Source organism: Maribacter confluentis, assembly GCF_030505015.1.
Taxonomy (GTDB): domain Bacteria; phylum Bacteroidota; class Bacteroidia; order Flavobacteriales; family Flavobacteriaceae; genus Maribacter; species Maribacter sedimenticola.
The window spans coordinates 3002678-3015384 of the sequence record NZ_JAUKUC010000001.1; the positions used below are offsets into that span (position 1 = coordinate 3002678).

At 38.7% G+C, this 12707-nt stretch carries 11 protein-coding genes; 4 read left to right on the plus strand and 7 right to left on the minus strand.

All coding sequences use genetic code 11. The features are described from left to right. Positions 1 to 26: 26 nt before the first annotated feature. The 6 genes from Q2T41_RS12975 to Q2T41_RS13000 all read right to left on the minus strand — a co-directional run bounded on the left by Q2T41_RS12975 (position 27) and on the right by Q2T41_RS13000 (position 7769). Positions 27 to 263 (minus strand): hypothetical protein, encoded by a 237-nt coding sequence (locus tag Q2T41_RS12975; RefSeq protein WP_304436427.1) that lies wholly within the window; start codon positions 261 to 263, stop codon positions 27 to 29. 237 nt (positions 264 to 500) lie between these two features. Then, positions 501 to 1286, minus strand: a complete 786-nt coding sequence (locus Q2T41_RS12980; protein WP_304436428.1) for an SDR family oxidoreductase — start codon at positions 1284 to 1286, stop codon at positions 501 to 503. Between the two features lie 72 nt (positions 1287 to 1358). Beyond that, positions 1359 to 1676, minus strand: a complete 318-nt coding sequence (locus Q2T41_RS12985) for a cupin domain-containing protein (protein WP_304436429.1) — start codon at positions 1674 to 1676, stop codon at positions 1359 to 1361. A 98-nt stretch (positions 1677 to 1774) separates the two neighbouring features. After that, positions 1775 to 3985, minus strand: coding sequence for an OmpA family protein (locus Q2T41_RS12990; RefSeq protein WP_304436430.1), 2211 nt, complete (start codon positions 3983 to 3985; stop codon positions 1775 to 1777). Further along, on the minus strand, positions 3960 to 4910 hold the full coding sequence (locus Q2T41_RS12995; RefSeq protein WP_304436431.1) for a PorP/SprF family type IX secretion system membrane protein: 951 nt from the start codon (positions 4908 to 4910) through the stop codon (positions 3960 to 3962). The genes Q2T41_RS12990 and Q2T41_RS12995 overlap by 26 nt, the downstream gene beginning before the upstream one ends. Before the next feature lie 3 nt (positions 4911 to 4913). Continuing rightward, positions 4914 to 7769: a gliding motility-associated C-terminal domain-containing protein gene (locus Q2T41_RS13000; RefSeq protein WP_304436432.1), complete on the minus strand. Its 2856-nt coding sequence runs from the start codon at positions 7767 to 7769 to the stop codon at positions 4914 to 4916. 253 nt (positions 7770 to 8022) lie between these two features. Here Q2T41_RS13000 and Q2T41_RS13005 point away from each other — a divergent pair, with 253 nt between their 5' ends. After that, a complete protein-coding gene (locus Q2T41_RS13005; protein ID WP_304436433.1) occupies positions 8023 to 9378 on the plus strand; it encodes a UDP-N-acetylmuramate--L-alanine ligase in 1356 nt (451 codons plus the stop codon). Positions 9379 to 9514: 136 nt separating this feature from the next. Here Q2T41_RS13005 and Q2T41_RS13010 read toward each other — a convergent pair whose 3' ends face one another. After that, entirely contained in the window at positions 9515 to 9958 is a 444-nt protein-coding gene (locus tag Q2T41_RS13010) for a DUF1569 domain-containing protein (protein WP_304436434.1), read from the minus strand. Between the two features lie 62 nt (positions 9959 to 10020). Between Q2T41_RS13010 and radC the strand changes: the two genes are divergently transcribed. The 3 genes from radC to Q2T41_RS13025 are packed head-to-tail and all read left to right on the plus strand — an operon-like array spanning position 10021 to position 12697. Beyond that, positions 10021 to 10719 (plus strand): RadC family protein, encoded by a 699-nt coding sequence (radC, locus tag Q2T41_RS13015; RefSeq protein WP_144804669.1) that lies wholly within the window; start codon positions 10021 to 10023, stop codon positions 10717 to 10719. Further along, on the plus strand, positions 10720 to 12021 hold the full coding sequence (locus Q2T41_RS13020; RefSeq protein WP_304436435.1) for a polysaccharide deacetylase family protein: 1302 nt from the start codon (positions 10720 to 10722) through the stop codon (positions 12019 to 12021). After that, entirely contained in the window at positions 12008 to 12697 is a 690-nt protein-coding gene (locus Q2T41_RS13025; protein WP_304436436.1) for a YjjG family noncanonical pyrimidine nucleotidase, read from the plus strand. The genes Q2T41_RS13020 and Q2T41_RS13025 overlap by 14 nt, the downstream gene beginning before the upstream one ends. Positions 12698 to 12707: the final 10 nt, after the last annotated feature.

Genomic DNA, 12707 nt, shown 5'->3' on the forward strand with positions numbered 1-12707 from the left:
ATTCATTATCAATACATACTACCATGTTATGTCTGAATAATATAAGAATTCATCTCCCATTTCAACACTGAGCATGGGGTCAAAATTGTATTTTTTAACTTCGGCCACATTATATCTAAGGCCGGCTTTTTGACATAGGAAAATAAGTTTATAAAATTGACCTTGACAATGGTGCCAAATTCCATATCGTCTTTGGTATGCCAGCTAAAGAAGCAGCGTCCGGGATAATTGTTAATGTAGGCAATGGGGTCTGCATTTCCCATTCTCATCCATTTGAAAAGATACATGGTTCGGATCGTAAAGGCATAAATATACTAGTTTCCCTTGTCATTTTTACCCGATTAAACACGTTCCCATTCTTCAATAATATAATACCTGCTATTATAAAATTGCCTTTACATTATTTTAGTTTTTTTCAGTTGGTTTTTAGGTGTGGGTTTTAATGGTGCACAAACTACTATGGATTTCCAATAAACATGGAGGTAGTTTCCTGAATGCAATTATATGGATTTTAAAAGTCCGCCATCTATGGGGATGTTGGTTCCAGTAATATAAGCGGCATTATCAGAAGCTAAAAAAGCTGCCAAATATCCATATTCAATGGGGTCACCTATACGTTGTAACGGTACTTTGGATTCCATATCTTTCCTTACCTGACTTTGTGCAATACCTATTTTTTCCGCTTTTTTTGCATTTAACTGAGCTATACGGTCGGTATCAAAATAACCGGTCAGCACATTGTTCACCGTTATTTGATATTTGCCCACATCCGTGGCCAATGATTTTGCCCAGGTTACTACAGCTGCACGTATTGTATTGGACAGGGCCAAATAAGATAAAGGTTCTTTAACCGATACGGATGCCACATTAATGATACGGCCCCAATTTTTTGCAATCATTTGCTGCAGTGCCAATTCTGTGGTAAAGACCACGGTTTTAAAAAGTAGATCAAAAGCCTCTTGGTAATCCGAAACATTTTTTTCAAGCGCAGAACCTGCTGAAGGGCCTTGGGTATTGTTTACCAGAATATCGACGGAATTATGTTCAAAATAGTTGCTGATGCTGTTTTGAAAACCATTAAAATCATTGAAATCTACCACCAAAAACTGATGTTTCTGCCCTGTCTCCTTTGGTAGGGCTTCAACAATATCACGTAGCTTATCTTCACTATGTGACATTAATGTGACGCTGGCACCACTTGCTGCCAATTGCTGGGCAATGGCCTTACCTATACCACCACTACTGCCACCTACCAATGCTTTTTTATTTTGTAAGGAAATGTTCATGTTCTACGTTATGTTTTTCTATTACATTACTGCCTTTTTACCTTATAAAATAGGGATATAAAACTTAAAAAATCATCTGTATTCTTCACGTGTGGGACTAAAAACATCCAATAATTTACAGTCTGTCAATGCTTTGCCGCTATGTTTTTGATGAGGTGCAATGATAACGATATCCCCTGGACCGTAAACTTTGGTGTCACCATCCAGCGTAAATTCAAAATCACCCTCCATTACATGCATGATCTGTTCGTTCATATGGGCGTGTTCCGGTACTATCGCATCTTTTTTTACTTCCCAAAATGCAATACTCATATGTTGGGAATGTACCAATTTGCCATGGTAACCGGGCATAATTTCTTTAGAAGGAATATTGGAAAGATTTAAGCTCATATGTTGTTTTTTACCAGACTAAGATAAATCAAATGAATGCAAAAGAAAAGCCCCTTTAGTTATTCCAAAGAGACTTTTCTTTTTTGAAACAGCGTTCCTTATGGGTTCTTGCTGTCATAATCCCAACCAATTACCACAAATTCGCATCTACGGTTCCATTCATGATCTTCTTCGGTACAATCTTGCTCAGTGGCGCATTTTACAATAGGCTTAGATTCACCATACCCTTTTGATACGATCCTACCGGATTCAATCCCGTTCTTTACCAAGAATTCCTTTGCGGAATCTGCACGTTTTTGAGAAAGTTCCTTATTGTATTTACCATTGCCCCTAATATCGGTATGAGTCCCTATTTCAATGATCATACCCGGATTATTCTTCATTACATCTATAACTGTTTTTAAACGCTCCCTAGATTCCCTTCTTAAGTACCACAGGCTATAATCAAAATGGATTTCCTCGGTTTTTATTATGGTGCGGTCGGTTTCCTTGAACAAGGCGGTTTCACTGGCTAAGGCATTCTCTATTTTTTTGGCAACTGCTTGTTCAGCCCTAACTTTCTCTTGAAGGCGTTCTTTTTCTTTACGTTCTTTTTCTTCAACGGTACGCTGTGCCAGTAATTGTTTTGCCTTTTTTTCTTCTTCCAGTTTTTTTATGGCCAAAGCTTCTGCCCGTGCTTTTTCTTCCGCTAGCTTTTTTTGCTTTGCTATGGCTTGGGTCTTTTCACGTTCGGTAATAGAATATAAATCCATGGACGCGTCTTTTGTAGCGCTACGTACTTTATCGGTAATTACGATTCTCATATTTGATTCATATCCTGCTTTTTCAGCTTTTAGGGTATATGCGGTCTCACAGTCTGCATCTAAAGAAAAAGCTCCATCTTCTTTTGTGGTAACGGTCATGATATGGTTGTTTGCGTTGTCCAGATATAGGACATTGACACCTGCTAGGGGCAGGGTGGTGGTGCGGTCAGTTATAGTTCCGGTGATATATTGCTTGCAATTTTCTATGGTAAGTTCTTTGGTAACGGTAAATTTATAGATGTCATCACTTCCTTTACCCGTTGGCCTATTGGAAGCAAAATACCCTGTTTTGCCATCGTTGTTCAGCACATAGGAAAAATCATCATAACCACTGTTAACAGGTAAGCCCAAATTATCCGGATGCTGCCATACTCCATTGTCACTTTTGGAAATAAAGACATCCAAAAGACCGAAACCTGGGTGTCCGTTAGAAGAAAAATACAATGCTCCATCAGAGGATATAAAAGGAAATTGTTCTTTCTTATCGGTGTTGATCAAAGCACCTAAATTTATGGGAGCACCATAGGAATCGTCTGATTGTATGGTGACCTCATAAATATCGAACGAACCAAAACCACCCGGTCTATCCGATGAAAAATAGAGTTTAGTGCCATCTGTGCTTAGGGTAGGATGCTCATTGGAATATTCATCACTATTAAAGGGCAGTTCCGTTATATGCTTCCATTCATCGTTTTCCAACGTGGCACGGTATATTTTAAGGTTGGATATCTTACGGTCATCTGTCTTGCGTTTCCCGTTTATAGAATTGTTACGGGTAAAATAAAGGGTTTTTCTATCTGATGAAAGTGTAAAAGTCCCCTCGTGTAATGGCGTATTTACTTGGCCGGGAAGTTCACTGCTTAAACTATCTCCCAACATTTGTTTTTCCAATGGATGGGTATAAATATCAAGGTATTGTTGATTGTTCCACCGGTAAGTTTTGGATTTCGAATTTTTATGTGCGGCGGTATACCAAATTTCGTTTCCAATTGGCATGGCCCCAAATTCTGATGTGTCCGTATTCAGTGCACTGTTTTCAATTGTATATCGTTCACCTATAGCTTTTACATTATCAAGATATGTAGAAGATTGCCTTAATTGTAGCAATTTATCTGTCTGTCTTTCTTTTGAATAATAATCACCTAGCACTTTTTCTGCTTCCTTATATTCCCCTATAGCTTTTAAAGATTGGTTCAATCTAAAGATATACTCTTCATTGACGGTCTCCCCATAATTGGAAATAAGGTAGCGGTACCAACGGGCGGATGCATTTAAATTGAACGTGTGGTAATAAGAATCTGCCAAGTTCTTGATCAATACGCTGCTTTTATTCTTTGGCAACGCCGCTTCATAAAGGGGTATGGCATCTGTATAATATGCTTTTTCAAAAAGGTCATTGGCCCGATCTACCTCATGTTGGCCCCAAATTGTTCCATAGGTTCCCAGTATTGTGATAATGAGTATTATAGTCTTTTTCATTTTAGTAGAATCTAGGAGATTTGTCATAGCCCTTTTTAAGTCCCCAAAGGTCTAAGTTGAACAGTAGGAAAATTTCATGGGATCCATTATTGAACGACCCAAGGTTAGAAAGAGTGTAGTCATAAGCGTATCCAATGCGAAAAGCGGGCAATACTGCAATATTGAACATGGCACTGACAGAATCATCCAATCGATAAGATACCCCGCCCTCAAACCTATTGTTAACCAATGCGTTTATAGAAAGGTCTGCCGTAATTGGTGCCCCCTGTACCATTTTGGTCATTATAGAGGGTTTTATTTTTAAGTCTGAATATATGTTGAACACATAGCCTGCCATACCAAAAAAATGAATGGCCTCTGCACCAATACGGGTAATGCCATCCCTGTTTTCCAAATGTTTTGAGGTCAATAGATTGGGTATGGATACACCTGCATAGAACTTGTCCCTGGTATAAAATGCGCCGATACCAATATTTGGAAACGTATTATTTAAATTTTCATCAAATGCCGGGTCATCTTGTACCTCTGGCAATCTAAAACCATTAAAATTGGTCTGAAATGTTGTGACTCCTCCTTTAAGGCCTAGGCTTATATTACTTTGTTCATTAAGTTTTAGTATGTATGCAAAATCTATATAGATATTATTTTCTTTTAATGAGCCGTCTCCAATATCGTCGGATATTATTGAGGCGCCCATCTCAATTTTTTCTGAAAATGGGGTATGGGCAAAGAGGGTTAGGGTCTTTGGTCCACCTACGGCATTTTGCCATTGGGTTCTATACAACGTCCCAAAATTTAACATGCCCGGCTCGTTGGTGGTATATGCGGGGTTGACCACATTCATATTATACATGTATTGGGTGTACTGTGGGTCTTGTTGTGCCTGAACTTTACAAAGGAAAATTAGCATAGCTATGCAAACAATCCTTAAGTTTTGTAGTGTGTTTTGCATTGCTTATCTGTTTAAATATAATCTTCCTTGGACGGGTTCAAAGTTATCCTTGTTGTAATTGATGATATAGAAATAAATACCATTTGGTGCAATGGAAGAACCATTACTACCATCCCATGCGGGATTGTTTTTATCGCCCTTAAATAATGTTGTACCATATCGGTTAAGGATTTCAATGGTATAGTCGGGAAAAATGGTTTCAATGTTGGGAACAAAAAAGGTATCGTTTCGATTATCCGCATTGGGAGAAAACCCGTCCGGAATGAAAAAATCATAATCTTCCGGATCACATGCGCTTAAATCTACATTTACCGGAACACGGGATTCAGAAGAACAACCAGTTACTGGGTCCCTATTTTCGGCATAATAGACAGTGTCCGTTTGTAATGGGGTGTCATTGTCTAGTGCAGTACCACCTGTTTCCGTAAGAAACCAAAAAACGTCATTTTCCATTTCATTTTCCAGGGCGCTAAGATCTTGCACCGTAGGATTGTCCAATCCACATGCCGTTAGCTCGGTGTCAGATAAATTGGATGGCGCCACGGTTATGATTGTTGGCGTTATTGCCAATCGTTGGCTGCTGGTACAGTTTTGTTCATTTAGGATTGCGGCATAATAGGTTTGTCCATCTACCAAGGTTGTGGTTGAATCCAATAAAGTGCCGCTTATATCCGCATTGAACCATATAATGGAACTACCTGCTGGCCTATCTATGGCAATCAAGGATAATGTAGGGTTATCCTCTGCACAAAAGATGGGGGCGGAATTGTTCGTAGTTGGTCCTGAAGGATCGCTTAAAATTGTCAATACATGTATACGGTCAGAACCTTCGCAATTATTTGCGGGATCGGTGTTGGATATATAATAATCTTCCCCGTTTTCCAGTAAGGTCGTTATAGGAAGTATATCGGTATCCGTTGCGGTGGCATAAAATAAAAGTGCTCCATTGGAAGTGACCTCTATATCCATTAAGGTAGGTCCATCGGGGTAGTCAACCGTACAGAATATCTGTTCTTCGGCTGCTAGAGGAGCTTCTGGTATACCGCCTCTTGAGAAGTTTTCCTGTTCTTCAAAATCATACACTAGACGGCATGGGGTCGTATCATTTTGGGTACTTCGAACACTTGCCGTATAATTTCCTATGGGCAATGCATCCACATCTATTTGATAGTCTGCCGTACCGCCCGTAAAATTAATGGTATTGGTCGTCAATATGGTATTGGAATCCATTTCCATAACCTCATAAGTTATGGTATAGGAACCATCACTTAAAACAGGTGCATCTATAATGACATCTATTTGTGTTGCGTCACAATTATTATCTATTTGTAAGTCCAATTGTATAGGGCTAGGAACGGGAATTACAGTAAAATTAGCAGTTAGCGGACAGTTGGTAGAATAACTATCCGTTATTGTTAAGTCTATATCATAATCGCCCTCGGCAGCAAAATTTGTATTCGGAATTGTTAAAGATGCAGAACCATTGGTAAACGTTAAAGGCGCATTGGATATCACTATAGGGTCGCCCGTAGGTAAATTTAAGGTGTAATCCGTACTATACGCACCGTTGGCAAAATTGCCATCCTCGTCCAAAATATTGGTAAAGGTTACCGTTGCATCGTTATTCACACAAATATCTTGTACGGAAACACTTGAATCCGCAGCCAAAAACGTGGTGGGCGGCACTAAAATAGTAGGGCATATGTCCCGCAAAGGCGAAACGCTCTCAATTCCTAGAACGCTAAGCGTTAAAATTCTATTTACAGGTACCAAATCCGGATCTACCATAAAACTACCGCTACCGTTGGTCAATGTCGTAGGGGCTTCTTCTAGCCTACCATCTACGGAATACGTTAATATAAACGAACCATTATGAAAGATTGTGTCGTCATAGGTTAATTCAACAATATAGTCCGAACCAAAACATACACTTTCTGTAGTAATCTCTCCGTCCAAAACAGGTAATATATTAATGTTGACTACAGAAGACTGTTCTTCACAAACCGGGTGACTGGGGAAAACAGTATATGTAAATGAATAGGTGCCATATCCAAAATTATCGTTCAGTTCCTGAACATTTATAACAGAATCATTTAAATCACTGAGTTGGTTCGTGCCATTTTCCGACCATGTACCGTTGGGGTCTTCACCAACTAATCTACTGTTCAAATCAAGATTGGTATAGCCAGACAGATCTTCATTGGTACAAAAGGTAAGGCTATTGGGTAATCCTGAGTTGGCGGCTGGATGAACTTCCAAAATAACGGTAGATGTACGACTGGCACAACTACTTACCTCGGGTACCGTATAAGTAAATATATAAATACCCGGACCAGCGGCCTGCGCATTGAAAATATTGTTCTCCAATTGATTGGTTGCTGTACTGGGGTCTTCCGCCCAAAGGCCATTAAAATCTTGTACTTTACCATCAATATTACTGCCCAAGAATCCATGCAGGTTAACGTTGGAGTCATCACTACAGGCATTGGCACTGCCATCTATATTATCCTCCCCTGGATAGCCTCCAAGATTAATGGTCACCACGGCAGATTGATTACATGCGGTATTGGTATAAGTAAACCTATGAATACCATAATTATTGATACGCCATAAATCTACAATGCCAGTAGCCTGGTTTAGTGCTACAAAATTTGCGGGGTTGGTAGTAGACCAAGTACCACCAGTTGTTGGGGTTCCGCCCAATTGGGCAAAAAGGTCAAAGTTTCTATTGCCTACATCGGCATCTTTGGTACACACATCAATAGTTGTACTTGTGCCGGCGCATTGTCCATAAACAAAATTGTAGGAGCTAAGGACTAATAGCAGTATAATTAAAAACCTTAATTTTAAAATATTCATTTAAGGGGAATTGGTTGGTTGGATGTAATTGTCCGGATTTAAAGGTATTTCGGAAAGACAGGGTGATAAAAAATATGTTGTCAGTTATCAAATTTGTAGGGTGAATACTACTAAACTTGATTGTTAAATCTGTTTGGTACATGTATTTGGTCGATCAATTATTGACTTTTATATAGATATAGAGAAAATGTAGGTATTGCCAACAATGCGGTTTTTGGGTACATTGGCTATCTTTGACAACTAAAATTAAATAATGCGCATACATTTTATAGCTATAGGGGGGAGTGCAATGCACAATTTAGCACTTGCCTTGTCTCATAAGGGATACCAGGTAACAGGTAGTGATGACGTTATATTTGAACCATCAAGGTCCAGATTGCAGGCAAAGGGTTTGTTGCCATTGGAATTTGGTTGGTTTCCAAATAAGATAGATGCCGGCCTGGATGCTATTGTATTGGGTATGCATTCCAAGGAAGATAATCCAGAATTGTTAAAGGCACAGCAGTTAGGTCTTACCATCTACTCCTATCCGGAATTTTTATATGAACAGTCCAAAAATAAAACGCGCGTAGTTATAGGTGGTAGCCATGGCAAGACCACTATTACTTCCATGATATTGCACGTGCTTAATTTTCATGATATAGAAGTGGATTATATGGTTGGGGCACAGTTGGACGGATTTGAAAGAATGGTGCATTTAACGGAGCATAATGATTTTATAATTTTGGAAGGGGATGAATATTTATCTTCGCCAATAGACAGAAGGCCCAAGTTTCATTTATACCAACCTAATATTGCGCTTTTAAGCGGTATAGCTTGGGACCATATCAATGTCTTCCCCACATTTGAAAATTATGTGGAGCAGTTCAGGATATTTGTGGACAGTATCGTTAAAGGAGGCTCAATAACCTACAATGAAGAGGATGTTAACGTAAAAGCAGTAGTAGAGGCTTCTGAAAATGCAATTCGTAAATTGCCCTATAGCACGCCAGATTATTCTGTAGAACATGGAGAAACCTTGTTGGAAACTTCTGAAGGCCCTATGCCCATAGAAGTATTTGGCAGACATAATCTAAGCAATTTGGCAGGTGCCAAATGGATATGCCAAAACATGGGTGTGGACGAGGATGATTTCTATGAAGCCATTGCAACATTTAAAGGAGCGTCCAAACGTTTGGAAAAAATAGCGGAAGGCTCGTCCAGTATTGCATACAAGGATTTTGCACATTCACCCAGTAAGGTAGCGGCTACCACTAAAGCGGTCAAAGAACAATATCCTGATAGAAAATTGATTGCATGCTTGGAACTACATACTTATAGCAGCTTTAATCCGGAATTTTTAAAGGAATACAAAGGTGCCCTAGATTACGCAGATGAAGCCGTAATTTTCTTTTTACCGGAATCCGTGGCCATTAAAAAATTAAAAGCGGTTACCCCGGAACAAATAATGGAAGCCTTTCAACGTAATGATTTAAGAATATTTACCGATGCCAAATCATTCCATAAGTTTTTGGAGACCGGTTCGTATAAAAATACAACCTTACTGTTAATGAGCTCCGGCAATTATGGTGGTTTTGATTTAGAAAGATTACAGGATTTAATGGTTTAGGGTGTGCTGAATATTTTAAAGCATAAGACTGAACTTGTTTGAAATATTAAATTCAGTACTAATGAAAATCGGGAATTATTAAGCTTGCCGATAACTTATTTTAGTTTTTCAGCAATCACGACCCAACGAACTATTACTATAAACCAAATTGTTTTAAATGGTGGTCTAGGTGCTTATACTCCAACTGTCCCCATTGTTCCTTTGTAAATTCTCCGAATGCAGGATGTGGATACCATCTATCTCGACTTTTGGTTGCGTGAAAATCATCTATTAATTGATGTAGTATTCTATATTCTTCATCAAAATTTTTCTCCTCTTTGGCTTTTAACTGTGGTGCGGTAGGCAGACCTTTTCGCCAAGGTTTGTCATTGTACAATGATTTTTTAAAAAAGGTTTTTACGAACCAATTACCTTTAGAGGTGTTGGGACGGTTTTCTACGGCCAGTTTTAACGGATATTGACAATGCCAGCACATTTGTGCAACGGACATTTTACCCCATTGCCGATCAGTATCCTCCTTTAGGTTGTTCAATCGGGACTTAATGTCTTTGTAGCCATCTTCGCTTAAAAGTGATTTCATGGTTGCTTCTTTAATTGATGTTTAAATTTAGGATAAAATAATTAGTTCTGTATCTTTAGCCTATGCCGGATAAATCTACTTCCTTTTCCATTAAAAATTGGTCCGATGATGATAAACCACGTGAAAAACTGGTGCAGAAGGGGCGTTCCGTATTGTCCGATGCAGAGTTGATCGCTATTTTAATAGGTTCTGGCAGTAGGTCAGAAAGTGCTGTTGAACTTTCTAAACGTATCTTGGCATCGGTAGGCAATAATCTCAATGAACTCGGTAGGCTCACCATAAAGCAGTTAATGGAATTCAAAGGTATTGGAGAAGCAAAGGCCGTAACCATTGCTGCCGCATTGGAAATGGGAAGAAGGCGCAGGGGAGAAGATTCTTTGAAAGTCGATAAAATAGGAAGCAGCCAAGACGTATATCATTTGTTACAGCCCATAATGGGAGAGTTGGAGCATGAGGAATTCTGGATTCTGTTCCTAAATAACAGCAATAAAGTTTTACACAAGGCCCAAATGAGCAAAGGTGGTATAACCGGGACCTTGGTAGATGTACGCCTAGTAATGAAACAAGCTTTGGAACTGGGTGCCGTTGCAATTATTTTGGCCCATAACCATCCATCAGGTACATTGCGGCCCAGTGGGGCAGATAAGCAAATTACCCAAAAAATAAAATTGGCAAGTGAAACTTTGGATGTAAAGGTCTTGGATCATTTGATCATTACCCAGAAAAGTTATTTTAGCTTTGCAGATGAAAAATTGCTTTAAATGTTATTGATCTATACCCATAAGATAACACCCCGACTTACCTATATCATGAGGCATATCTTTGTGAATATGTTGGGTATAGAACTTGAATTTACCACCAAAGTAGAAGAATTTATAAAGCATACGGGCCCAAAGATTACATATACCAAACAACCTCTGCAAAATGAGTTTTTTATTCGTAGTAATGAATTGTTATTTGAACAGGGCATAAATGATGTGCAGATAAGTGTGGGGGATTGGGAAGGTATACCGTGCTTCTTTTCCAATGGGGAGCGTAGTAACATTCCTTTTGATATTTTTGCGGCAAGCTTTTTTCTACTGGCCAGATATGAGGAATATCTGCCCCACGTTAAGGATATTCATGGTAGATTTTCACCAAAGGATAGTATTGCTTACCAAAATGACTTTTTGCAAAAACCTGTAGTAGATTTATGGGCCTATAAACTATTGGATGCTCTTAAGGAACGTTTTGATGACCTTGAATATAGGAACAGGTCTTATGATTATATATCCGTTATAGATGTAGCCACATCACATTGCTACGCCAATAGGGGAATTGCCCGTGGTTTGGCTGGCTTGATCATGGATTTGGGAACCTTAAAATTCAAGCGGGTCTATGAACGTGTGGCCGTTCGTTTCAATAGACTAAAGGACCCCTATGATAATTTTGCGGCTTTGATCGCCATGCATAAAAAATACGGTGTAAAATGTAATTTCTTTTTTCAGTTCGCGGATTATTCCAAATATGACAAGAATGTATCAACCAATAGCATAAAATTCAAATCGCTCATTAAATATGTTGCAGATTATGTTCCTGTCTCCCTGGCTGCCTCCTATAGTTCTTTTTCTAACCTAGAACTATTGAAAAAGGAAAAATCTAATTTAGAGGAGGTCATCAATAGGCCGGTCAATAATTCTAAAATGCGCTATAATAGGGTAGATGTACCCGAAACCTATAGAAACTTGATCGCGGCAGAATTTACGGATGACTATACCATGGGCTATACTTTTGAGCTGGGTTTCCGTGCAGGTACATGTTCACCCTTTCAATTTTATGATATTCCTTTAGAGGTAAAACAACCTATAAAAGTGCACCCCTTTGCTATTCATGATTATGCCTTGTCAAAAATAAAAAAAGACAATGGAGTACTACAGCAAATTCAAAGAATACAGAAAGATGTAAAGGATGTACAAGGTACGTTAATCGCCATGTTTACCAATGAATTATTGGGTAACAAGGATGAAAGAAACTGGTTGAGGCTCTACGAAGAAATCATAAAAGAACAATATGTTCAAGAATAAGGTGACCGATATTTTTTTTGACCTGGATCATACCCTTTGGGATTTTGATAGGAATTCCGCCTATACATTTCAAAAAATTTTTATTGAACAACACATTAATGTTGATCTGTCCCAATTTTTGGAAGTTTATGTGCCTTCCAATTTAAGGTTTTGGAAAATGTACAGGGAAGAAAGGATTACCAAATCAGAATTGCGATATCAACGGCTAAAAACGGTTTTTGATACCCTTTCCTATAGCATATCTGATGAGGTCATACATGTATTGTCCCAAGAATATATTGCCCATTTATCATCTTTTAACCATCTGTTCCCTAATACTATAGAAATTTTGGATTACCTAAAACCTAAATATAGGTTGCATATCATTACCAATGGTTTTCAGGAAATACAGGAAAAAAAATTAATGGGCGCCGGTATTCATGGTTATTTTGAGCACATTATAGATTCAGAAATGGCAGGGGTAAAAAAACCTAATCCAATAATTTTTAACCTGGCCTTGCATAGGGCAGGGGTAGCACCGGATAAATCCTTAATGATAGGCGATAATCTAGAAGCGGATATCCTAGGGGCAAAAGCGGTTGGACTACATGCGGTGCATTTTAATGCGCACCGCGAAGATAGACATGATGAAGCTCCTATAATTTACAATCTACAAGAAATAAAATCCATTTTATAGAGTTACTAAT

Bases quoted from the DNA above. Each gene is read 5' to 3' on its own strand.
- Q2T41_RS13000 (WP_304436432.1), bottom strand. From the start codon at position 7,769: ATGAATATTTTAAAATTAAGGTTTTTAATTATACTGCTATTAGTCCTT.
- Q2T41_RS12990 (WP_304436430.1), bottom strand. From the start codon at position 3,985: ATGACAAATCTCCTAGATTCTACTAAAATGAAAAAGACTATAATACTC.
- Q2T41_RS13025 (WP_304436436.1), top strand. From the start codon at position 12,008: ATGTTCAAGAATAAGGTGACCGATATTTTTTTTGACCTGGATCATACC.
- Q2T41_RS13020 (WP_304436435.1), top strand. From the start codon at position 10,720: ATGTTATTGATCTATACCCATAAGATAACACCCCGACTTACCTATATC.
- radC (WP_144804669.1), top strand. From the start codon at position 10,021: ATGCCGGATAAATCTACTTCCTTTTCCATTAAAAATTGGTCCGATGAT.
- Q2T41_RS12995 (WP_304436431.1), bottom strand. From the start codon at position 4,910: ATGCAAAACACACTACAAAACTTAAGGATTGTTTGCATAGCTATGCTA.
- Q2T41_RS12975 (WP_304436427.1), bottom strand. From the start codon at position 263: ATGGGAAATGCAGACCCCATTGCCTACATTAACAATTATCCCGGACGC.
- Q2T41_RS12980 (WP_304436428.1), bottom strand. From the start codon at position 1,286: ATGAACATTTCCTTACAAAATAAAAAAGCATTGGTAGGTGGCAGTAGT.
- Q2T41_RS13005 (WP_304436433.1), top strand. From the start codon at position 8,023: ATGCGCATACATTTTATAGCTATAGGGGGGAGTGCAATGCACAATTTA.
- Q2T41_RS12985 (WP_304436429.1), bottom strand. From the start codon at position 1,676: ATGAGCTTAAATCTTTCCAATATTCCTTCTAAAGAAATTATGCCCGGT.
- Q2T41_RS13010 (WP_304436434.1), bottom strand. From the start codon at position 9,958: ATGAAATCACTTTTAAGCGAAGATGGCTACAAAGACATTAAGTCCCGA.